The organism is Dyadobacter endophyticus, from assembly GCF_014641595.1.
Classification (GTDB): domain Bacteria; phylum Bacteroidota; class Bacteroidia; order Cytophagales; family Spirosomataceae; genus Dyadobacter; species Dyadobacter endophyticus.
Window position 1 is genome coordinate 501,164 of sequence record NZ_BMIA01000001.1, and the last position, 23,847, is coordinate 525,010.

Below are 23,847 nucleotides of genomic sequence, written 5' to 3' on the forward strand. Positions count from 1 at the left end.
TACGATCAGTTAAACGATTACCCCCGCCTCTTTGTCGTTAAGAATGGCTCGGATGCCCCTTAAAGGCACCAGTACCCACGATGGTCTGTTGTTTACTTCATAGTTGAGCTCGTAAATGGCTTTTTGAAGCAGGTATGTTCTTAAAAGTGTTTCCAGGTCGCCTTTCTGATGCGGAATGATGGGACTGTTACCGACCGTCTCCAAATATGCCTTCATAAAAAAACCGCTCATGTAGTGATACCATTGCTCCACAAAGGGTAGTAGTTTGTTCACATCCTCGGGCCTGATCTGGTTGTCCAGATACAGACTGCCGTGCGCTGCATAATGGAAAGACCGGAGCATGCCGGCCACGTCCCGCAAGGCGGATCGCTTCAACCTTCGTTCACTATAACTGCGCGCAGGTTCACCTTCAAAATCAAGAAGGACGAAGTCCTTCCCGGTAAACAGCACCTGTCCGAGGTGGTAGTCGCCGTGAATGCGGATTTTAGCAGTGTCGATCTTATGCCTATACACTTTTTTAAGTTCTGTCAGGATTTCTTCCCGGGACTGTATTATCTCCTCAGCCGCTTGCCGTGTTTCGGGATCCAATTTCCTGATATTCCGGTTGACGCTTTGAAATGCCACACGGACCAATGATTGCAGCGATGAATATACTGAGCGTTGGTAATGCAGAGAGAATTCCTCCGGTTTAAAATCGGCATCATCCTTTTCTCCTGCAAGAGCCAGGTGCATTTCGGCAGTACGGACGCCCAACAGTCGGGCTTGCTCTGCGACATGTACATCTAGTAGTTCTTTAAGCATTTCGGGGATCTCCTCGTAGCTTGCCGGGTTAGTAAGTGTTCCCAGGAGTTCGCCCGGAAGCTCAAGGCCAGTAGTCGAGAGGACCTTTTCATTGAAACTATCCAGCCGGTCGAGCATGTTTGCCCAGGCATCTGTGGCATTTGGGACCATTTCCTGCATCATTCCCAGTACCATCGAATCTTTTTTGTATTTCCATTCAATAACCCCAACGTAAGCCGGGATATTCTTAAATCGGGCCTTATTGGTCAGGTATTGTGTGATTTCCACGTCGGGGTTAATGGCCCTGTCGACCTTGCGGTAAAGTTTGAAAAAATATTTTCCATCGTAAGCAATGGATGTATTGCTCTGCTCTCCCGAAAGTACACGAGGCTTGATGCGGTCGGTTTCATTGATATGCTGGGCAAGCTGCCGGTGTGCCGAAAAGTGAATCTGGCTGTCTTTGGCTTGCAACCGCTCGTTTCCGGCCATATTCTGGATCAACGCCTGTTGCAGTTCAAGACCGTAGATAGCATCGAATAATACACCTTCTTCCTCGCCTTTAATCTGAATGCGCGCCAATACCGCCTGCGGGCAGTTTTCACGGACCTTAAACGCGAAGGGCACCTTGCCAAACGCGACAGGGAGCTGGTACATCTCCGGCAGGTCATTCTGATAGGAGATTTCCAGTAAGAACAGAAAGCATGGCGGGTTGTCTCCCAACGGAATGGAGGCATGCGATATGATACTGATTCGCTCCAGACCTTTCCCCTTTCCTCCAAACCACCTCATTTTCATTAGGTAAGAAGGCAAGATGCTGGTTTCCAGTTGTTCAATCACGGAGGGCTCCAAAAGATCTTTCCATCTTTCAAGCCTGATCAACGGCAGCTGCTGGTTCACGTCGATTTCTGGATGCGTTTTCTGCATTATAAAACACTGACAGCCATACGCTTCCAGGGTGAAGAAATAGGGGATATTGTCTTTGACAGAGGGAAATTTGTTTTTGCTATAAATTTCTACCGGCTGAAAACCCGTGTATTGGTCCAGATCCAGTTCTAAGGGCTGCGGAAACCTGGAAAGGTTGGCGATCACCAGCATCGTTTCGTTTTCGTATGTACGGGTGAATGCCAGTACTTTCGCATTCTCATGGTTTAGGAATTTGATGTCACCACGACTGAACGCCTTATACCTCTTACGCGTACTTATCGCCCGCCGCATCCACCACAACAACGAAGAAGAGTTCCGCGATTGTAATTCGACATTCACTGATTCGTAGTGGTATTGAGGATCCAGGATTAGCGGCAAGTACAGGCGCTGAGGGTTGGCCTGGGAGAACCCGGCATTGCGGTCGGGACTCCATTGCATGGGTGTGCGCACGCCGTCACGGTCGCCGAGATAGAAATTATCCCCCATCCCGATCTCGTCGCCATAATAGATGATAGGTGTTCCCGGAAAAGTAAATAGCAAGCTGTTCAGAAGCTCAATCTTCTTCCTGTTGTTTTCCATTAATGGGGCAAGCCGATGCCGTATACCAAGGTTGATCCGGGCTTTGGGATCTTTGACATACACCTTATACATATAGTCGCGCTCCTCGTCAGTCACCATTTCAAGCGTTAGCTCGTCGTGATTACGAAGAAAAATTCCCCATTGGCAATTTTCGGGGATGGCCGGGGTCTGGTCGAATATGTCGGTAAGAGGATAGCGGTCCTCCATTTGTAGCGACATAAACATCCGTGGCATGATCGGGAAGTGGTAGTTCATTTGGCATTCATCACCATCGCCGAAATAAGCTGCCGAATCCTCAGGCCACATATTGGCCTCTGCCAGCAGCAATGTACCCGGATATCGGCCGTCGACGTGCTTTCTGAGTTTCTTCAAAAAAGCATGCGTCTCGGGCAAGTTCTCGCAATTGGTGCCGTCCCTTTCAAACAAGTAGGGTACAGCATCCAGCCGGAAGCCGTCGACGCCCATTTTGCACCAAAAATTAATGATCTTGAAAATCTCTTCCTGAACGTCCAGGCTATCGTAATTCAGATCAGGCTGATGATGAAAGAACCGGTGCCAGTAGTATTGCTCAGCCTCGGCGTCCCAGGTCCAATTGGATTTTTCATAATCCTGAAAAATTATGCGAGCATCCTTAAATTGTTTGGGATCGTCAGTCCACACGTAGTAATTTCTGTAGGCAGAGCCTTTCGGAGCGCGACGTGCCCTTTGGAACCAGGGGTGCTGATCGGAAGTGTGATTGATCACCAGCTCGGTAATCACTTTCAGGCCCCGCTTGTGTGCCTCACGCAGGAAGGTTTTAAACTCCTGAATATCGCCGTATGAGGGATTAATGGTGTAGTAATCAGCAATATCATATCCATCATCGCGCAGAGGCGAAGGGTAAAAAGGTAGGAGCCAGATTGCCGTAACCCCTAGGTCCTCAAGGTAATCCAACTGTTGCATCAGGCCCTGAAAATCGCCTATCCCATCGCAGTTTCCGTCCTTGAAAGCTTTGATATGAAGTTCATAAATAACTGCATCTTTATACCAATGCAAATTTTTCTCGGGCATTCCTTTGCTGTATTCCATCTGCTCTCTTAATTCAATCGTTCAATTTTTAGAATGTGCGCCGGCATTTCGAAGGGATTCATCTGCACGTAGTTATACTCCCCTTGCCATTTGTATTTTTCTCCGCTCAGCATATCGAAGACCAGGTAGGATTGATCGTGTCCGAGCCCGAACTGTTGGAGTGGCACCCGGATGTGTGCGCCCTGTGTATGGTGATGATCCAGATTGACGGCGATAATTAAAGGCTCACCATCGTCCGCTGCGACTTTCGTGTAGCTGATCACCCTATCATTATCGGTTTGATTAAAATCAATATTCCAGGTCGACTGCAATGCGGAATAGGCTTTCCTGATGCGATTTATACGGGTGATAATCTCACGAGTGCGGCTGTAACGGTTCCAGTCCCAATGTTTGATCTCGTACTTCTCATTATCGGTATATTCTTCCTTTCCCGGGTAGGGTGCATTAATGCCGTACTCATAAACCGGCCCGTACAGGCCATAATTGGAAGAAAGGGTAGCGGCAAGGATGAACCGGATGATGTGCGCGTTCTCACCACCTTCTACCAGATGGTGTGGCAGGATATCGGGCGTGTTAGGCCAGAAATTGGGACGGAAATAATATTGCTGGTCGGTTTTGGTGAGCTCGTACAGGTATTGTTCCAGTTCCCATTTGCTATTTCGCCAGGTGAAATAGGTGTATGACTGGTTAAACCCGATTTTCGCAAGCCGCTCCATCACCCGTGGACGTGTGAATGCCTCGGCAAGAAAGATTATCTGCGGGTTCACTTTGCGGACTTCACCAATCATCCATTCCCAAAATGCGAAAGCTTTCGTGTGTGGATTATCGATGCGGAAAACGTTGACTCCCTGATCTATCCAGAAATCTATCACACTTTTAAGCTCACTCCACAGATTTTGCCAGTCTTGTGTTTCGAAATCAAACGGAAGGATGTCTTCATATTTTTTGGGCGGGTTTTCGGCGTATTGCACCGTACCGTCCGGGCGCCATTTGAACCACTGCGGATGATCTTTCACATAGGGGTGGTCGGGTGCGCATTGGTATGCGATGTCCATGGCGATCTCAATATCAAGAAGTTTCGCTTCGCTAACCAGCTCGGCAAAATCCTCGATCGTACCCAACTGGGGATGTACAGATTTGTGTCCGCCAAGTCGGTTGCCTATCGCCCAGGGAGAACCCGGGTCGGCGGAGGACGGGACCAGAGAATTATTTTTTCCTTTGCGATTCAATTCGCCAATCGGATGAATGGGAGGAAAGTAAAGCGTGTCGAAACCCATTTTGGCAACTTTCGGCAACAGCCTAAGTACGTCGCGAAATGTGCCGTGTTCTCCCGGAACCTCAGCTGCCGACCGCGGGAAAAGCTCGTACCATGTGCTGAAACCGGCTTTTTTACGCTCGATTTCGAGGCGAAATGTTCGGTCAAAAACGCTGATGCGATCAGTGTAACGAATCTTTGACATGGCTTCCGCCAACACCTCGCTAAGGGCGAGATCGACAGCTTCCTGTGGATCTGCGGCATTTTCCAATGCTGTAATCCATCTTTCAAATGCAGACTGATACTCCATTGCCGCCAGTCTGGCTGCCTCTTTTAAGATATCAGCTCCGATCCGCAGCTCGATACCAATATCCTGGTTGGCATCGAATTTCTTAAGCAAACCCTTTTTCCAGGCCGTAAAATGGTCGACCCAGCCAGTAAAACGGTATTCATAAAAACCTTCCTTTCCAGGCGTCCACCTCGCATGCCAACGGTCATTGCCCGCGTGCGACATGGGAATGTCGTGCCATAACTGATCGGATCCGTAACGGAAAATCACACTCGCTGCAACCGCATCGTGGCCATCGGCGATGATATCTGCTGAGAACACGACGCTTTCTCCGATCGCCCTTCTGGCTGGAAATCTCCCTTCTTCGATCTGTGGCCTGACATTGCTGATCACCACCCGCTTTCTACCGTCCAGCGTGCTCATTACCAATTCGTTTTTAGTTCTTTTATGATGAATGCCCGAATGATAATCAAAATCGTGCCTGCAGTGGAAGGAAAGAGGTAATGGGCGCCGACTCGAAATCCGGGTTTTATCTTGAGAGTAAAAAAACTATTCATTAACTTTTACATTCAATAACCCACTTCCATCAAAATCTCACAACTCAACGATCACTTTCACCAGGCCAAGGGAACCAAGACAGTACCTGCTCATGAGTTTGCCGACTCTGTCGCCCGGAATCATTGACTACATTTATGCCAAATTTGCCGCAAGACTAAAGAAACAGGTCAATATTTGCCGATTGTCAGTTAGATTTAAAAACTTAGTAGCTTACTTACGACAACTATTTCTACAATTTAATGGTGTGTAGAGATAGGAAGAATCTGATTGGCGTGGAGTAATATGGATATTCTGAACCCCCTTCTCTTACTGTAAAATGGAATTTATTATCGTTGATGACAGTGTATTTGATCAGTTTACCCAGGAAAAACTGCTGCTAAAAAGTGGTTTGACCAAAACGGTAAGGACGTTCAGCTCGGCGCAGCAGGCAATAGATCACCTGCGGGATCAGGGGGCAGATATGCCTGAGACGGTGATCCTTTTGGACCTTCAAATGCCCGGTTTGAACGGCTTCGAATTCACAGAACATTATGGTTTGTTACCCGATGTGGTTCGAAAGCGGATCCGCTTGTTCATGATTTCATCCACCGTTGACACGTCCGACATCGAGGAAGCCGAAGCCAACCCATACATTATCCAACTCTTGCCTAAACCCCTCGAAATACCGTTGCTGAGGGAGCTTCTCAAAAGATAATATCCGATTGTCGGGCCGTTTGCTGGCATAATATTTAACGAGCTGACGATATACTTATCATCAGCATTCATGAATAATCCGGTCTCTACTTACCGCCTTCAGTTTCATAAAGACTTTTCATTTCAGGATTTTGAATATTTGATTCCCTATTTCCGTAAGCTGGGCGTGGGGACGATTTATGCATCCCCGATTTTGGCCTCGACAACAGGCAGCACGCACGGCTACGATGGCGTAGACTCCGAGCGGATAGATACCGAGATAGGCACCCTGGATCAGTTGCGTAGTCTGATATCAGCCCTTCAGGATTCGGATATCGGCTGGTTACAGGATATTGTCCCCAACCACATGGCCTTTCATGCCGAAAACCCATGGCTGATGGACGTTTTGGAAAAAGGAAAACAATCAGTCTTTGCGCCATACTTTGATATCGCATGGAACAGCGGCCTTTTTCATGGCAAGCTTATGGTACCGTTTTTAGCAGAAGAGCTGGACGACTTGATTGCTGAGGGGGAAGTAAGGGTGCGTTACGATGGCAGTCGGTTCGGCCTGGATATTGGCGGACAAACCTATCCGCTCAACCTGAGGTCATACGTTTTGTTGCTGCAAAATGTAGAAGGAAAATCACAGGCTCTTACCCAATTGCTTGACCAGCTGGAAGAAATGAACCGTATCGAGGATGCGCCGGCATTCTCGCAGTGCTGGGGCGAATGGATCTTGCAACTCCGCGCACTTTATAGTACGGAGGGAGCGAAAATTGCGGTTGACGCCACATTATCAAAAATAAATGAAGATCCGGCATTGCTGACTGCGCTGGCAGATCAGCAGAACTATGTACTCTGCCACTGGCGACGAACAGAGGAACAGATCAACTTCCGTCGTTTTTTTACAGTAAACGGACTTATTTGCCTAAATATACAGGATGACGCCGTTTTTGAAAAATACCATACACTGATCAGCCAATTGACCGCAGAGGGTCTCTTTCAGGGCCTGCGAATCGACCACATCGACGGTCTTTTTGCCCCAACGGCATATCTGGAAAGGTTGCGGGGGAAAGTGGGGAACGATACTTACATTATCGCGGAAAAAATCCTGGGTGAGGGCGAAGATTTGCCTGCTCGATGGCCAGTACAGGGAACAACTGGTTACGAGTTTCTAGCAGTTGTCAACAATCTGTTTACAAATCAATCAGCGCGGGAGCCATTTACCGCATTTTATGCAGAGCTGACGGGAGATGATCGGCCAGTTAATGAGCTGTTGCTGAGCAAAAAAAGCGAAATTCTCTATGGGCACATGGCCGGAGAGCTCGATAACCTGTTTGAGCTATTGGTGTCCTTGGAGCTTGTCGACCAGCAAACCCTGGAACGCATTGGAGCCGAATTTATCCGTCAGGCAATTGGCGAATTCCTGATCCACTGCCCGGTTTACAGGTACTACGGCACTGCAATGCCGCTCCCCGAGCAGGAATCCCAGGATGTAAAGCGCATTTTAATCGATATTAATAAGTACCATCTTGACTTGTCTCCGGCAGTGGAAGTATTGGAACAGTGTTTCATTCACCGGCCTGCATTAGGCGATGAGCAGTACAACAGCCGCGCAGCTGAATTTTACCAGCGATGTATGCAGTTTACTGGTCCGTTAATGGCCAAAGGAGGTGAAGATACGCTGATGTACACCTATAACCGGTTCATTGCCCATAACGACGTAGGTGATTTTCCAGATCGTTTTGGGATTACTGTCGGTGACTTTCACAAGTATATGAAAAAGCGCCGGAAAGAATGGCCGATGGCGCTGAGTACCACTTCTACGCACGATACCAAGCGTGGAGAAGATGTACGTGCCAGGCTAAACGTGCTCACGGATTTGGCCGATGAATGGATTGAAAAAGTAAAAGAATGGCGGAGGATCAATAGCACATTGCGCGAATCTGCGGAGGTACCTGATGCCAATGATGAATACCTAATTTACCAAACGGTGGCAGGTGCTTATCCATTGCCGGGGCAGAACCTGGATGATTTCGCGGAGCGGTTGTGTGAATATCTCCGGAAAGCATTGCGCGAGGCGAAAACCAACTCCTCGTGGTCATCACCTAAGGAAGACTACGAGAAGGGGATCCATGATTTCGCCAACGGAGCGCTGAAAGAAGGTTCCGCATTTGCGGAATCACTTCGGAAGTTTCTGGAATCCATCGCGGACTTTGGCATAATCAATTCGTTGGCGCAGCTGGTACTCAAATTCACTTGTCCGGGAATTCCTGACGTGTATCAGGGTTGCGAATTATGGGATCTGAGTCTTGTCGATCCCGATAACCGCCGTCAAGTTGACTTTCGTAAACGCAAAGAATGGCTCGACCAACTAGAAAGCTACGAACCAGACCAACTCCTGGAAAGAATTTGGGAAAGCCGTCACAATGGACTGGTAAAACTGTGGCTGACGCAGCGCTTATTTGGACTGCGCAGAGAGAACCCAATGCTTTTTATTCAGGGCGAATACATTCCGTTGCAAGTAAATGGGATCTATAAAGATAACCTGCTTGCCTTTATGCGGATATACAAACGTGATGTGTGCGTGACGGTAGTGCCGCTGCATACGGCTGTGATGAGCCGGGCGCAGCGAAAGGATTTCTTCGAACTGGATTGGGAGGATACGTACATCACGTTGCCAGAAAATATTCTTTCGGAGTGGACCGACTTGCTCACAGGCAGCGAAGTTACTTTCCAGGCAAAACTTTTCCCCTCGGCTCTCTTCGGGGGTATGCCTCTGGCAATCCTGAAAGGGAAACGGGCGCATAATGAGCGCAATGCAGGTGTGTTGGTGCATATCAGCTCATTGGCGACACCGTTCGGCATCGGGGACATCGGTCCGTCGGCGTACCAATTTGCTGATTTTTTAGAAAGGACTAACCAAAAAATATGGCAAATACTCCCGCTTAACCCCACGGAGCCCTCCCAAGGCAACTCCCCGTACAGCGCTTTATCGAGTCGTGCCGGGAATCCGCTGCTGATTAGCCCGGACATACTGGCAGGCGAAGGGTACCTAGCGGATGAGGATCTGAAAGCAAACTATTTACCGGATTCGTCGACAGTGGATTTTGAAGCGGCCGGCCGGAAGAAGAAGTTCCTATTGGAACGAGCATTCCAGAACTACAAGGCCAGTCCGGGGGAGGCCTCCGGAGAGTTTGAAGCGTTCGCAAAAAGGAATGCGAGCTGGCTCTACGATTTTGCGCTCTATATGGTATTGAAGAAGCGGTTTGAGAATCAACCATGGTACGCCTGGCCGGTAGAGTTCCGCAACAGGGAGCAGGCTGCGCTCGACAAATTGAGCGCGCGCGACCGGGACCAAATCCAATGGATCGAATGGCAGCAATATATATTCGATAAACAATGGACAAACCTTCGGAAGTATTGTAACGACCGGGAGATCAAACTACTTGGCGATATTCCGTTCTATGTCAGTTATGATTCGGCTGATGTGTGGGCTAACCGTGAACTGTTTTGCATAGATCCGGACGGTCAAATCACGGGCATTGCCGGAGTACCGCCCGACGCATTCTCCGAGGTCGGTCAGCTTTGGGGTATGCCGGTTTTCAATTGGAATGCCCTGCGTTCGCAGGGGTATCAATGGTGGATCGACCGCTTGGCGCGGAATATCGAGCTATTCGACCTGATTCGATTGGACCATTTTCGGGCATTTGCAGATTATTGGCAGGTGCCAGGAGGCGAGAAGACCGCTATCAAAGGCGCGTGGAAAACAGGTCCGGGTGAGGATTTCTTTCATAAAGCAGAAGCGGTCCTGGGTCAGTTGCCGTTCATTGCAGAGGATTTAGGAGAAATCAGTCCTGAGGTTTACCTGTTGCGTGATAAATTCAATCTCCCTGGAATGAAGGTGCTGCAATTTGCATTTGACGATAATATGCCGCAATCCCACCACATTCCGCATCATTTTAAGTCGAATTTCCTTGCCTATACAGGTACGCACGATAATAACACGACCAGAGGCTGGTACCGTGAGCTTGCAGCCACGGGTAGGCAGGAGTATGTCGAAATGTATTTGGGCAAACCCGTTTCGGAAGAAAATGTGGCAGTAGAACTGGCCAGGGTGGCCTTTGGCTCGGTAGCAAAAACGGCGATTTTACCCATACAGGATATTCTTAACCTGGATGAAACGGCTAAAATGAATATTCCGGGCTCCAACGAAAACAACTGGGCATGGCGGCTATTACCCGGGCAGATCACAGAGGACGCCGCTCAGTTTCTGTCATCCATTACACAACTTTACAACCGAGAGTGAGTATTCGGGAATTTAAATCGAAAGTGCGATGCAGTTGTGGCTATATTTGCGGATAGTCATCAGCCCTGGATCTCTATGCTTATCAGAAAAATTTTCTTTTTCATATTGCTAATCCTAGCAGGCGCTCTCACCGTTTCCTGCAACCAACCAGCCGACTCGCCGCAAGAGGCAGCCGAATTGCTCACGGCCGTTCCCCAGTGGAAGATAGAAGAGATCGTTGTCAACGACGCTGTCACTTTCAAAGATGGTAAAATCACGCAGCAATTTGGCAGCATAGACTTTCAGAGGTATATGGAAACTGTCCAGGTGAAAAAAGACGGTGTGTTTTCAGGTATTTTCAAGGGGGATTCTAAGTCTTTTTTGCTCAGGTGGCAGGTCAACGATCAAAATATTACTATCGGAGCGACGGACGGCAGTAATAAAGGGGAATGGACGGTGCGTCCGGATGATGTCCGAAAAGAATCTTTCGTGATGAAAACACAAAGTACCGCCTACGATTACCCGCGCATGACAACCATTGTTCTGAAATTCAAGGCAGTACAATAGAATTTACCTATACCAGATCACCATGAACAAGCTCGACAAAGCTTTTGAACTTTTTGACAACTACAACAAACGCTCGCCGGAGCACATTCTGTGGGACAATGTAGACTACCCCGTCGAATATTTTTACGCTGTAAAGCTCCACGAATGGGTTGCCAGGCTGGACCCGCTAGCCGATGAAAGCCTGCTTTTGGCATCGCGGTGCCAGCATATCGGCCGTTGGGAGATCGCGCGCAAAAGTTATCCGGATGGTCGTGTGGGGTACCTCAAATGGCGAAGCGACCTTGCAAAATATCATGCGGGAATCGCAACAGAAATTCTTTCCGAAGTAGGCTACGATGAACAAACCATCAACCGCGTGAAACAGATTGTCCTCAAACAGCGGCTCAAAACCGATTCGGACGTCCAGACGATGGAGAACGCGCTGTGCCTTGTGTTCCTTCAATACCAATACGACGAGCTGATCGCCAAAACGACCGAAGAAAAAATGATCGATATTCTGCGAAAAACGTGGGGCAAAATGAGCGATCCGGGACGCGAAGCAGCATTGTCGTTACAGTATAGCGAGCAAGGGCGGGATTTGATTTTAAAGGCTTTGAAAGAAGACTGAATGCGTGCAACTTTTACAAACACTAAGCTGGAATTGTCTGGTAGATCGAGTCGGAATGGAGTCGGCAAGATCACTACGAGTTTCACTGCCTTGCCTGAGATTTGACGACTTTCTTTGAAAAGGCTGAGTCAGAGCAATAGTAAAAAGCCGGTCGATCATTCATTGACCGGCTTTTGTTTTAACATTATTCTATCACTTCCGTGCCGTTCCCTGCGAGCCGTCCAGGCTCTGTGCCGCCTTTACCAGTTGCACGAACTCTGAACGGTAGCCTTCTTCATCCTTGCCAAATGCGTTTCTGGCGCGCTGGATCACATCCGCATAAGTGGCCTTACCTTTGTATTCAGAGCCTCGCAGGAGCAAGCCGAACTCGGCGACCGCACTGGCAAACCTCAGGTTTTCAGAACATTTTTCAAACCCGACAGATTCGGTTTTTACCGGCAGGTCGAAAAGCACACTTTTTTCGCTGTCCGCTTTTTTGTATCGGACTTTGATCGTCATCATTTCCCCGCTATTGCTGGTGGTCAAGGTGCGGTTCTGCTGGTATTTTAAGGTGTCTGTCGTTTTGACGTAGACGCTTTCTGCGCCTTTGGGGACAATCTCGTAAATGGCCGTCACCGTGTGGCCGGATCCCATATCGCCTGCGTCCTTTTTGTCATCGTTGAACTCGTCATTGCGCAGTGCGCGGTTTTCGTAGCCAATGAGGCGGTAAGCCGCTACATGAGCAGGGTTAAATTCGATCTGGATCTTGACGTCTTTGGCAATAGTGAACAAGGTACCGCCAAATTCTTGCACAAATTCTTTTCGTGCTTCCTGAATATTATCGATGTAGGCATAGTTGCCGTTTCCCTTGTCGGCCAGCGTTTCCACATGGCTGTCTTTGTAATTACCCATTCCAAAACCCATAACGCTGAGGAAAATGCCCGCTTTGCGTTTTTCCTCAATGAGCTTCTGCAATTCTGATTCATTGGAAATACCCACATTGAAATCACCATCGGTTGCCAGGATTACGCGGTTGTTGCCCTTGGGCAGGAAGTGTTTTCGGGCAAGGTCATAGGCCAACTCGATGCCTTCTCCACCTGCTGTCGAACCGCCAGCTTCCAGTTTGTCGAGCGCATCCTTGATGGTTTTTTTCTCGCTTCCCGATGTCGGGGACAATACCATGCCGGCCGAGCCGGCATAGGCAACGATTGAAATTTTGTCTTCTGCGCGAAGCTGGTCAACCAGCAGTTTGAAGGCCTGTTTGAGGAGCGGGAGTTTGTTAGTTTCGCTCATCGAGCCGGACACATCAATCAGAAAGACCAGGTTGGACGCTGGCAGATTTTCGGTCGAAACGCTTCTGGCCTGCAAACCAATGTGTACCAGTTTCAAACCCGGGTTCCAGGGCGAATCGGTGGTTTCGGTAGTGATAGCCACGGGGTGTTCGCCGGCAGGCTGAGGATAGTCATAATCGAAATAGTTGATCATTTCTTCGATCCTGACAGCATCCTCCGGCGGCATCTGGCCATTGTTCAGAAAACGCCGCACATTACTATAAGCGGCACGGTCGACATCCACCGAGAACGTCGTTACTGGTTGCTGGCTAACAGACAAAAAGCCGTTTTCATTGATCGGTTTGTAGCTTTCGGTAGGAACAGACATTTGCATTACGGCTCCTGAAAATGTAGCAGGGGCGGAGGCAACCCTGTTGAACGCGAGCGACTTGCTCACGCGCCCCGGTTGCTCGGACTGCTTGATTTGTTCATCTGCCAGTACTTCTGCTTTCAGTGTCTTTTGCGTTAAAACGATATTCAAAACAGAATCTGAGGGAACAGGCATTGTCAATGGAATGTACCCGGCCTTTTTGAATACCAATGCTCTGGCCTGGTTTGGTATGCGAATTGAAAAGCGGCCGGTACGGTCGGTCACCGTGCCGGCACCGCCGCCTTGTATGGATACGCTCACGCCGGCGATGGGAGCATTGGCACCGTCCTTCACTGTGCCATTGATAATGCGGTCGGGCCGTAATGCGAAGGCGCTCAAAACGATGGCTAACAGAATAATTACTCTTGTTTTCATGGTTTACGGATTTCGTTATTTATCCCCTGGATGCGGGCCGGCAGGTAATTCCATAAAAGTTTTTAGAACATTTTTATGGAATTTTGACTAAACCGCATCCAGTAACCGGAAGGCCGGAAAACATTTCCCAGGGCACACGTGAAGTTTTTGAAATTCTTTCAGGGCAAGGTCAAAGAACCGGTTCCAGAGGCCGAAGGGCTTGCTGCGTACCGGCGCAATGGCGATGTTGCCGTGCTGGGAGCATTGTACGAGCCTTACATGGATATGGTTTTCGGGGTGTGCTTCCAGTATTTGCGGGATGAAGATGAGAGCAAAGACGCTGTCATGCAGATATTTGAAAAGCTGGTAGCCGATTTGAAGCAGCACGAAGTTTCAAACTTTAAGAGCTGGCTGCATAGCGTAGCGCGGAACCATTGCCTGATGAAGCTGCGAGTATCCCGGATTACCGTAGGCGCCGAATCTGTGGACGACCGGGAACAGGAATTGCAGATCGGGGCGCTGTATGATGAGGACACATTCGCATTGGATGGGCAGCTCAATGCATTAGATGAATGCCTTCAAAAGCTGGTAAGCGAGCAGCGAATCAGTATCGAGCTGTTTTATTTGCAGAACAAATGCTACCGTGACATTGCCGGAGAGACCGGTTTTGAAATGGGTAAAGTGAAAAGTTATATCCAGAATGGAAAGCGGAAACTGAAAATCTGCATTGAAAACAATGGCAGCTACTAACGACCTCATACCGGATTTCGACGATTTCGAGCGCTATTGCGGTGGTGAAATGTCCTCAGCAGAACAGCGCTCGCTGGAAGGAAGGATGCTGGCCGAGCCGCTGGTAGCGGAAGCCTATGAAGGTTTCCTGGCCTGGCGGGCACAGCATGCGGAGGTGACAGGCGTACGTGCCGACCTGCGCGAGCGTTTGCACACACGTATGGCGCACGCGCGCAGAAATGCATTACCGCTGTGGGCCTACGCCTCGGCTGCTTCGGTATTACTGGTTCTGTTCGTTTATTGGAATATGTTTTTGTATGATAAAAAAGTTGCTATACAAAAATCTGCGGTTGCTGTAAAGCAGGAAGAAACAACATCATCCACGTCTGAACAAGTAACCCTTCCTACGCCCATAAAGCTCGACAAACCACTCGAATCAGCCGCTCCGGCCCCAACCGGTCCAAATACTTCAATTCCTACTAAACCAGTTCCCGCAAGCCAGCCCAAACAAGCTCCCCAGACTTTGCCAAAGCCTGAAATTGCATTGGCACCTTTCGTTCTGGCAGATGAGAAGGCTCGGCAGGAAGCCGGGCTGGAAGCAATCGATACCGCATTGGCGGATTCGTTCCAGGCTGAAACAGCAATAGCCCAGGCACCTCCGCAGCTCGCCAAAGCGTTGGCTGCGCCAGGATCGGTGCAGGCTGTGGCGAAATCGATGGCAGGGAGGGTAAAAACCGAGCCCTCATCCTGGCACACAATCTCGAAAAAATCAGAAGAAATAAATAAACAGTATGCCAGGCAGGAGCTGCTAGCCTCCAAACCGGTCGCTGGCGATAAGAAAACTGATAACATCGTAGTGCCTGCCGACACGCTGGCGCCCATTCCGGCGGCGGGGTGGGCATCCTACCGTGCTTATCTCGATAAAAACACGGGCTCTGCTTCTACAACTGGTCAAATTGTGGTGACATTTATCGTCAGTTCTTCGGGCACCTTGTCCGGCATTGTGGCCAAGGGGCCTCAGGAACTTCAAAAAGATGCCATTCGTATTATTAGCAACGGTCCCGCCTGGGCACCCGCACGTGCCAACGGAATGCCTGTTACTTCTGTGGGGGAAATACAACTGTGGTTCCGGCAAAAGCAATAATCCCATCCAAATCAGACGGTTATGTGGTGACTTGTAGAAGTAATTTTAAAATTTTTCTAAAATGGGGCGGTTATTTTTTGTTGTCTACGCCGCAGTAGTTAATTTTACTACAAGCTCTTAATTACCCTTCTCTTGATATGTTACCAATTTGAATTTGTAATTTCTACTCCTATTCGCTTGATGACCGTTTTCGATCCGGTTCGGGGTGATGCACAGATGAAATCTGCAATTTTCTGGCTTAAATTTTATACAGCAAGTATTATGACTAATCTTACGAAATAATTATTTGCCATTTTTTTTACAGTACTACAACGAATAATTGCATTTTTATACTCAACCTATGGACAATAGAAGGAATCTGTTGATTATAGACGACGAACCCAGCATTACCAAGATACTGGAACATTTTCTTAAAAAAGACTTCAATGTGGTGATCAAAAGCGACGGCTCCGAAGGAATGCTGTGGCTGGAAGAAGGGAATCAAGCCGATTTGATCATCGCAGACCTTCATATGCCCAACCTGAGCGGTAAAGAGTTTTTGAAGGTAGCGAAGGCTAGCAACCTTTATTCGGAAATACCTGTAATTATACTGTCGGGTTCCGACGAAAGCAGCGAGCGCATCCAGTGCCTCAACTTGGGCGCCGACGACTTCATGGTCAAGCCGTTCAACCCCATGGAGGTGCACGCCAAGATCAACGCCGTTTTGCGGCGCAGTAAACGCTTCTCTTAAACGACGTTGATATCATGGAACTGGCCGGCACAACGACAGAAACGGTAACGGCAGGCAAGACCTACGTTGCCCAGTTCAGGGTTATTTTTGTTCATAACAACTTTCAGGAATACCTCAGGTTTGCCGAGCGCTTTGCCGACTACCTTCAAGTGGAGTATTTTGATACACCTGGTGGCGCACTGGAAGCACTAAGAGAAAACTTTCCCACAGACGTGATCGTGGCCCACGACGGAAGCGGCGGTATTGAGCTGCTCGACACGATCCGTAAAAGCGCCGGGTTTGGTAACATACCATTTGTGCTGCTGGTTGACAGACTCTCCCGCCAGGCCATTGATCTTGCACGTAATAAGCAAGCAGACGATGTTTTTTCTGTGAATTTCGATGATGGCGATCTGATCACCCGCATCAAATATTTCAAAAAACGGCAATGGTATGTGGCCAGCAAAGCGTCGCAGAAAATTGGTTCTCAAGGACACAAAACACCGGTTTGGAAACGCACGATCGACATTGTTACTACCGGCACGGCGGTGATCCTTTTGTTACCCGTGTTTATCATCGTGGCCATCCTGATTAAGCTGGATTCCAAAGGGCCCGTTTTTTACAAATCTAAAAGGGTAGGAAGCGGCTACAAAATTTTTGACCTGTACAAATTCAGGACCATGCGTACGGATGCCGATCAACTGATCCGGAAAATGGCCGCATTGAATATGTACTCCAAGGCTGAGCCTGTCGCGCAGATCGAGACACATGGGCTTTGCGACGAATGCCTTGCCGGAAACCAATGCAAAAGCCTGCTATTCCACGATGGTAAAGAAATCTGCGAAAAGCTTTACCACTTCCAGAAGGAACAGAAGGCCGCTTTTATGAAATTTCAGAACGACCCGCGCATTACGCGCCTGGGTAGTTTTCTAAGAAATTCCAGCATCGATGAGCTCCCCCAACTGATCAACATCCTCAAAGGCGATATGTCGCTGGTAGGTAACCGTCCGCTGCCTTTGTATGAAGCTGAAAAAATGACTACCGATGACAAAATTCTGCGTTTTGCAGGCCCGGCCGGCCTAACCGGATTGTGGCAGGTCACCAAACGCGGAAAAGGCAAGACCGATATGACCGAAGAAGAACGTACGCAGCTCGACATCACTTACGCCCGGGAATTTTCCTTTAAAATGGATATGGAAATCATCCTGAAAACGTTCCCGGCGCTGTTGCAGTCGGAGAATGTGTGACGGGGCAAACGGTATGTCAGGACGTCTTAACCCAATCGTTGTATTCGGGATCGTATTTTTTAATGATGCGCGCTGGATTTCCCACAGCGACCGAATAGGGCGGTATATCTTTGGTAACAACCGCGCCGGCAGCAACCACCGAATGCCGGCCGATCGTGACACCGGCGGTAACCACGGCATTTGCGCCGATCCAGCATTCGTCTTCAATAACAATAGGTGCAACGCTTACGCCTTGTTTATGAATCGGTTGCTGAATATCCTGATAATTGTGGTTCAAACCGCTGGCAACAATATGCTGAGCAAGGATCACATCATTGCCGATCGTGACCGGACCGATAATAACATTTCCGAGACCGACCAGCGAGTTGGCTCCAATATGCACTGCCCCCACACCATTGTTGATTGTGCTGAAATCCTCGATCATCGAATTGTCGCCGATCGAAAACGGATTGAAAGGCAGCACGTCCATCCTTACCCACCGGCGGACGATGACATTTTTGCCCTTTTGATGAAAGAAACGGTTCAAAAACACCCGGACCCAAAGCCTTGGACGGGCCTGATCGGTTGGTATCAGCATCCAGTGGACAAATTTTTTCAGTCCCGGACTGTTCCGAATTTGGTCGGATAACGACATTTTGCCTAGATTAGTGAGATGTAGTAATATTTTTACCAAAAGTATTTCGCATCGCTTCAAAATCAAGCAAAAGTGATTTAAATAAATATTGTACCCTGATATGCCAATAAAATTTACCCTTTTGGGGCTTCTGTTTTTTTTTACCATCCAAGGTGCCCGCGCCCAGGAAACTCTTAGCAAAGACCTGGATTACGCCTACCTGGACAAGCTGATAGCAATCTGCAGAGCCAATTATCCCAAAATCAAGATGTACCAGGCGCATGTCGAGGCCGCTGAGAGCGGCGTCAAAAAGGCAAAGCTTTCGTACTTCGATATTTTCAATTTCTCCTATTTGTATAATCCCAAAAACAACGGAGCTCCTGTATCTGCATCGTTCCCATTCACCTATCAGTTTGGCTTCTTTGTCAACATCGGTGCGATCCTTCAAAAACCTGCCATGGTCAAGCAGGCTAGGAGTGAACTGGCTTCGGCCGAGTACGATAAGCAGTCGTTTGACCTGAATATGGAAGCGGAAGTCAAGAAGAGGTATTTCACCTACATCCAGAAAAAAGCGGTGTACCGTGTACGCTCGAACGCGTCGCTGGACGTCGAAAGTATGCTCACCAATGTGAAGAAGCGCTTCGAGATGGGCCAGGAGACATTGGAAAAGTATAACCAGGTGCTGATCATGCAAACCGACCACGCGCAGAACCTGTTGAATTCAGAAAGCGAGGTACTGGTTGCCAAAAGCAGCCTGGAAGAATTAGTAGGACAAAAATTAGAAGATATCAAATGACCGAGGTTGTACAGTTTCTAAGATTGCTGCAGAGGAATAAAATTACCCTGATCCTGGTTCCGTTGATCACAGTTATTGTCTGCTACTTCCTTGTCAGACGGTTACCGGATACCTACGAATCCCATGCTCGTATTGCGACAGGGTTGGTCGACAAAACCGATCAGGTGGTGACCCGCGCCAGAGACGAGCAGGACCAGCAGATCGCACGTAAGTTTGAGAGCCTGATTCAGGTGATGCGTCTGAAAAGGACGCTTGATCAGGTTTCTTACCGGTTAATCCTCAACGATTTGAAAGGATTGAAAGACTCGACCTGGCGTGAGCCGGTGCACACGCTGGAAGAAATGAGCAAGGCTGACAAGGCGAAAGCCATCGCGCTCATCACCCAGAAATATCAAAAGCACGAGGAACTCCTCTTGTCGAAGCCGGAAGAAAAAAAGCTCAATGATATCATCGTGGACATGGGTTATGGCGCGAACACTCTTCGTGAAAAGCTTACCATTTACCGCACCGGGGTAGGTGATTACATCGATATCCAATACGAAGCGGAGCATCCCGAACTGTCTGCGTACGTGATCAACACGCTGGCGCAGGAGTTTATTTCTGACAATTCCTTGCGTGTGGTGGGCAATAACAAGAAGACAATCGATTTTCTTCAGAGCTTCATGATGCAAAAGCTCAACGCACTGAATGCGAGGATGAACACACTGAAAAATTTCAAGATCCAGAACCGCGTATTGAATCTGAACGAGCAGGCAAAGAGCATTTACGGGCAGATGGCCGATTTTGAAACCCGACGCCAGATAGCACAGAAGGACATCATTGCCTACACGGCTGCTATCGGCAATATCGACCGGCGCTTCAACCCCACCGAGCGCAAGTACTTCGAGAGTGCCTTGACAGACATCAACCAGAAGATCATAGCCACCAAGAGCAATTTGAAAGCCCTAAATGAGCGCTACATTCTGAGCAACTTCGATAATCGGATCAAATTCAGCCTGGATTCGCTTAGAAGCCGGCTTTCAGAGGAAATCAATGAGGCTTCGGACAAGTACGCCTACAATCCGATGGTGGTCAAGCAGGATCTGGTGACGCAGAAACTGGGCATGGAAATGTCGCTGGAGTTAGCCAAAAACAGTGTGGCCTCGATTCAGGGGGAGCTGGACCGCCTGAACCGTAAGTTCGACGGGCTCGTGCCCAATGAGGCCAAGATCCAGGAATATGAGACCTCGATCGATATTGCCAGCAAGGAATATATCGAAGCGCTGCAGCGCTACAACGAGGCCAGCCTCGAATTCAGCTTTCCTGTTTACCTGCGGCTGATCGAGCGCGCCATGCCAGGCGAGGTGCAAGCCTCCAAGAAGATGGTGCTTGTGATCCTTTCCGGGGTGATCAGCTTCACATTCTGCGTGTTTGTTTTCTTTATTCTGTATTATCTGGACAAATCCATTCGCTACCCGTTGCAACTGGCAAACGAGACAGGTAGGCCGGTGCTGGGGTATTTAAATGCGCTGGAAAAAGACTCGAACCTGAGCCTTTCGGGTATGAATGCATCGGAGGACAAGGCCGTGCGCCTTTACAAAAACCTGGTTCGATCGATCCGTTATGAGCTGGACAACGAAATGGGCGATCCCAAGGTTATCGCCGTAACCAGTCTGGGTTACGGGGTAGGCAAAACCCCGTTTGTGATCGCGTTAGCCTGGGCATTTTCGAAGATCAACAAAACTGTACTTATTATCGACGGCAATTTCAGTCAACCTGATATTTCAAAACTGAACCCGGACAGTACTCCGTTTGAAAATTTTGTCAAATCCAACAACCTGCCCGAAGCAACGCCGGGGCAGATCAGCATTCTTGGTGCAAAGACGGGTGACATTTCGGTGCTGGAACTGGCCGACGAAAAAGTGATCAGTGAGCGTTTGCTGGCATTGAAGACCCGATTCGATATTATACTCATTGAAACCGACTCCCTTCGGGCGATGAACCGGGCAAAAGAATGGGTAAGATTCTCGGACTTGGTTGTTTCAGTGTTTGCGGCGGGACGCTCGATTGGCTCCGAAGATCAATCCAAAATACAGTACCTGGACAGTTTGAACGGCAAATTTGCTGGCTGGGTGCTGACCAACACCGAAAGCATCCCCGAACAGGCCGGCAGGGTGGCTAAACCCGTGGAAGCATGAAAATCATCGAATGGATAGGACTGGCGATTCAGGCAGGAATTGGGTATAACCTGGTGTTTCCCGTATTTCTGCTGCTGATCTATGGACTGAGAAAGGCAGTCGTATCCCGTGGCGCGGCGCCTGACAGTCAGCCGCTACTGGATTACGGGATAATCGTGACAGCCTACGAATACACCGCGCAGTTGCCTGCGGTAGTAGGCTCACTGCTGCAGCTGAACTACGACCGCTTTCACATTTACGTTGTCGCCGATAAATGCGACATCAGTAACCTGCATTTTCCTGCGGATAAAGTGGCATTGCTTCGTCCCGAGCAGGTTCTGGGGAGCAACACGCGGTCGCACTTCTATGCAATCCGTCGTTTCATCCGCCCGCACACGCATCTGACCATCATCGACAGCGACAATCTGACTGATCCCGAGTATCTGAATGAGTTGAACAGGTATTTCAATCAGGGTTACGAAGCTGTCCAGGGCGTGCGTGAAGCCAAAAATTTGGATACCACCTACGCCTGTCTTGATGCCGCCCGCGATATTTATTATCATTTTTTCGATGGAAAAGTATTGTTTGGCGCAGGTTCCTCAGCGACGCTGGCGGGCTCGGGGATGGCGTTCAGCACCGGATTGTATGAAAAAGTGCTCGGACATCTGGATGTGACCGGTGCCGGTTTCGATAAAGTTTTGCAAGATGGCATCGTAAGCCGTGGCTATCGCATTGCATTTGCCGAAAAGGCAGTTGTCTATGACGAAAAAACAACCGGTTCCGACCAACTGGTAAAGCAGCGCGCCCGGTGGATCAATACCTGGTTTAAATACTTTGGTTATGGATTTAAAATTTTGTTCAAAGGCATTACCCGTTTCAGCCTCAATCAGATTCTTTTCGGGCTGGTGCTGTTGCGGCCGCCATTGTTCATTTTCCTGCTGCTCTCGGTATTTTTTATGCTGATCAACTTGCTGATCGCCCCGGTAATGTCGCTGGTATGGCTGATAGGGCTGATCGTTTTCGTGCTCGGTTTTTATATATCACTAAAAAGCTCGCCCACCGACTCTAAGATTTATCAATCGCTGATCAATATCCCAAGATTCATGTTCTACCAGCTCACGGCGCTGGTCAATGCAGGACGGGCGAACAAGATTTCGGTGGCCACACGCCAGGAAAACAAAACGCAGGGCTAAATTTTACTAATATGAAGATTTATCCAGAAAAAAAGGTCAGCGAGCAAAAACGGAGCTTCGATGCGCTTACCCCCATACAGCAAAAAATACGTCAGGCTGCATTGCTGCTGGCGTTAGTGAGCACATTCATCTGGTTTTTTAAAATTCTGTTCTTTTAGTGAAAGAAATTCAGATTGCCATTCCGGGGAAAAGTAGCCAGGGGCTGAGCCGCATCGAAAGAGTGCGTGCCCTCTTCGATCGTAAACTGGCCGGGCTAGTGATTCTGTTGCTGATTTCGCTGGTATTGGGCGCACTTATCGCCTATCAGGGGATTATTGCCGGAGTGGGTATTCTGGCGCTGATGTTTGGCCCACCAGCGGTGTACTGCATCGTGGCATTTCCCGAATTTGGCATCACCGTGCTATTGATGTTTGCCTACTTGCTATTCTTTATTGGTAGGCTAGGTGTGAATTTCCCGCTCGGGACAGTGATGGACGGTGTTCAGGGGCTGCTGATCCTGGGTTTCTTCATTCATCAGAAGCGCCGGCCCGACTGGAAGGCGTTTAAGGGGCCCATCAGTGTGATGATCCTGATCTGGATTGTTTTCAACCTTATTCAGGTTGCCAACCCTGCGGCCGAATCCCGGCTCGCGTGGGTATACACTATCCGCGCGGTTGCGATCGTGATGCTGACCTACTTTGTATTCATGTATCAGATCCGCACGGTTCACTTTCTGCGGTTTTTGCTCAAACTCTGGCTCGGACTTGCGCTATTCGCTGCATTGTATGCCTACAAGCAGGAATACATTGGTTTCTCCGCCGCTGAGGACGCCTGGCTGAATTCTGAGGGCGTTGCGGATTTGCTTTTTATTGCTGGTCACTGGCGCAAGTTTTCGATCTTTTCCGATCCTGTCGCATTCTCCTATAATATGGTGGTAAGCAGTATTATCTGCATCGCATTACTCACGTTTGTGAAGAAAATCTGGCAGAAAATTGTGCTCATGCTGATGGTTGCATTATTTTTTTCGTCAATGCTTTTTTCGGGTACACGAGGTGCGTATGTACTTATCCCCGCGGCAATGATATTGTTTGTGATTTTGCGGATCAACAGGCAAGTAATCATCTTTTCGGGCATCGCGGCGCTGTTTTTCTTATTCCTGATATTTGTTCCTACCAGCAATTCAAACATTGTTCGGTTCCAGACGGCCTTTAAGCCGAACGACGATATATCGTTTCAGGCACGTAAGAACAACCAAAAACGGATTCAACCCTACATTCTCACGCATCCGATCGGTGGGGGGCTTGGTGCTACCGGCGCTTGGGGGCAGCGGTTTGCGCCGCAATCTTATCTTGCCAACTTTCCACCCGATAGCGGGTATGTCCGCATCGCTGTCGAGCTAGGCTGGGTCGGCTTGTTCTTGTTCTGCCTGTTGATGTTTTTTATCCTAAGGGAGGGTATCAACAACTATTTTCTGATCCAAAATCCGGAGCTGAAAACATACTGCCTGGCTATGTTATTGGTTGTATTTGCCTATAATGTAGGCAATTATCCGCAAGAAGCGCTCGTGCAATTTCCGTCCAATATCTATTTTTACCTGGCAGCAGCTATCATAAACATTACCCGCATGCTCGACGAACGAGAGCAGAAAGAGAAGATATAA

The 23,847-nt window shown here is 48.8% G+C and carries 17 protein-coding genes; 13 read left to right on the forward strand and 4 right to left on the reverse strand.

The features are described 5' to 3' along the window. Positions 1–9 precede the first annotated feature (9 nt). Together treS and IEY24_RS02085 are read right to left on the reverse strand one after the other, a co-directional pair. Positions 10–3,351: a maltose alpha-D-glucosyltransferase gene (treS, locus tag IEY24_RS02080; RefSeq protein WP_188928172.1), complete on the reverse strand. Its 3,342-nt coding sequence runs from the start codon at positions 3,349–3,351 to the stop codon at positions 10–12. 8 nt (positions 3,352–3,359) lie between these two features. Continuing rightward, entirely contained in the window at positions 3,360–5,318 is a 1,959-nt protein-coding gene (locus IEY24_RS02085) for an alpha-1,4-glucan--maltose-1-phosphate maltosyltransferase (RefSeq protein WP_188928173.1), read from the reverse strand. A gap of 451 nt (positions 5,319–5,769) precedes the next feature. Between IEY24_RS02085 and IEY24_RS02090 the strand changes: the two genes are divergently transcribed. The 4 genes from IEY24_RS02090 (at position 5,770) to IEY24_RS02105 (ending at position 11,587) form a co-directional block, all read left to right on the forward strand. Beyond that, positions 5,770–6,147, forward strand: coding sequence for a response regulator (locus IEY24_RS02090; protein ID WP_188928175.1), 378 nt, complete (start codon positions 5,770–5,772; stop codon positions 6,145–6,147). Positions 6,148–6,216: 69 nt separating this feature from the next. Beyond that, positions 6,217–10,434: a malto-oligosyltrehalose synthase gene (treY, locus tag IEY24_RS02095; RefSeq protein ID WP_188928178.1), complete on the forward strand. Its 4,218-nt coding sequence runs from the start codon at positions 6,217–6,219 to the stop codon at positions 10,432–10,434. Positions 10,435–10,509: 75 nt separating this feature from the next. Continuing rightward, positions 10,510–10,980 carry a hypothetical protein gene (locus IEY24_RS02100; protein ID WP_188928180.1) on the forward strand — a complete coding sequence of 157 codons (471 nt, stop codon included), beginning with the start codon at positions 10,510–10,512 and terminating at the stop codon, positions 10,978–10,980. Positions 10,981–11,002: 22 nt separating this feature from the next. Then, on the forward strand, positions 11,003–11,587 hold the full coding sequence (locus IEY24_RS02105) for a DUF4202 domain-containing protein (RefSeq protein ID WP_188928182.1): 585 nt from the start codon (positions 11,003–11,005) through the stop codon (positions 11,585–11,587). 192 nt (positions 11,588–11,779) lie between these two features. Here the strand turns inward: IEY24_RS02105 and IEY24_RS02110 are convergent, their stop codons facing one another. Next, positions 11,780–13,642 carry a vWA domain-containing protein gene (locus IEY24_RS02110; protein ID WP_188928184.1) on the reverse strand — a complete coding sequence of 621 codons (1,863 nt, stop codon included), beginning with the start codon at positions 13,640–13,642 and terminating at the stop codon, positions 11,780–11,782. Positions 13,643–13,780: 138 nt separating this feature from the next. Here IEY24_RS02110 and IEY24_RS02115 point away from each other — a divergent pair, with 138 nt between their 5' ends. The 4 genes from IEY24_RS02115 to IEY24_RS02130 all read left to right on the forward strand — a co-directional run bounded on the left by IEY24_RS02115 (position 13,781) and on the right by IEY24_RS02130 (position 17,450). Beyond that, positions 13,781–14,371: an RNA polymerase sigma factor gene (locus IEY24_RS02115; protein ID WP_188928186.1), complete on the forward strand. Its 591-nt coding sequence runs from the start codon at positions 13,781–13,783 to the stop codon at positions 14,369–14,371. Further along, positions 14,358–15,494, forward strand: coding sequence for an energy transducer TonB (locus tag IEY24_RS02120; RefSeq protein WP_188928189.1), 1,137 nt, complete (start codon positions 14,358–14,360; stop codon positions 15,492–15,494). Before IEY24_RS02115 ends, IEY24_RS02120 begins: the two co-directional genes overlap by 14 nt. A 340-nt stretch (positions 15,495–15,834) precedes the next feature. Further along, positions 15,835–16,224: a response regulator transcription factor gene (locus IEY24_RS02125; RefSeq protein ID WP_188928191.1), complete on the forward strand. Its 390-nt coding sequence runs from the start codon at positions 15,835–15,837 to the stop codon at positions 16,222–16,224. 14 nt (positions 16,225–16,238) lie between these two features. After that, positions 16,239–17,450 (forward strand): sugar transferase, encoded by a 1,212-nt coding sequence (locus IEY24_RS02130; protein ID WP_188928193.1) that lies wholly within the window; start codon positions 16,239–16,241, stop codon positions 17,448–17,450. Positions 17,451–17,466: 16 nt separating this feature from the next. Here IEY24_RS02130 and IEY24_RS02135 read toward each other — a convergent pair whose 3' ends face one another. Next, positions 17,467–18,084: an acyltransferase gene (locus tag IEY24_RS02135; protein ID WP_188928195.1), complete on the reverse strand. Its 618-nt coding sequence runs from the start codon at positions 18,082–18,084 to the stop codon at positions 17,467–17,469. Between the two features lie 100 nt (positions 18,085–18,184). Here IEY24_RS02135 and IEY24_RS02140 point away from each other — a divergent pair, with 100 nt between their 5' ends. Genes IEY24_RS02140 through IEY24_RS02160 form a run of 5 tightly spaced genes read left to right on the forward strand, consistent with a single transcriptional unit; the run spans position 18,185 to position 23,847 of the window. Continuing rightward, positions 18,185–18,859 carry a TolC family protein gene (locus IEY24_RS02140; RefSeq protein ID WP_188928196.1) on the forward strand — a complete coding sequence of 225 codons (675 nt, stop codon included), beginning with the start codon at positions 18,185–18,187 and terminating at the stop codon, positions 18,857–18,859. Next, positions 18,856–21,036, forward strand: a complete 2,181-nt coding sequence (locus IEY24_RS02145; RefSeq protein ID WP_188928199.1) for an exopolysaccharide transport family protein — start codon at positions 18,856–18,858, stop codon at positions 21,034–21,036. Before IEY24_RS02140 ends, IEY24_RS02145 begins: the two co-directional genes overlap by 4 nt. Next, a complete protein-coding gene (locus IEY24_RS02150; RefSeq protein WP_188928200.1) occupies positions 21,033–22,208 on the forward strand; it encodes a glycosyltransferase in 1,176 nt (391 codons plus the stop codon). The genes IEY24_RS02145 and IEY24_RS02150 overlap by 4 nt, the downstream gene beginning before the upstream one ends. A gap of 11 nt (positions 22,209–22,219) precedes the next feature. Further along, on the forward strand, positions 22,220–22,366 hold the full coding sequence (locus tag IEY24_RS02155; protein ID WP_188928202.1) for a hypothetical protein: 147 nt from the start codon (positions 22,220–22,222) through the stop codon (positions 22,364–22,366). Then, positions 22,366–23,847: an O-antigen ligase family protein gene (locus IEY24_RS02160; protein ID WP_188928204.1), complete on the forward strand. Its 1,482-nt coding sequence runs from the start codon at positions 22,366–22,368 to the stop codon at positions 23,845–23,847. The genes IEY24_RS02155 and IEY24_RS02160 overlap by 1 nt, the downstream gene beginning before the upstream one ends.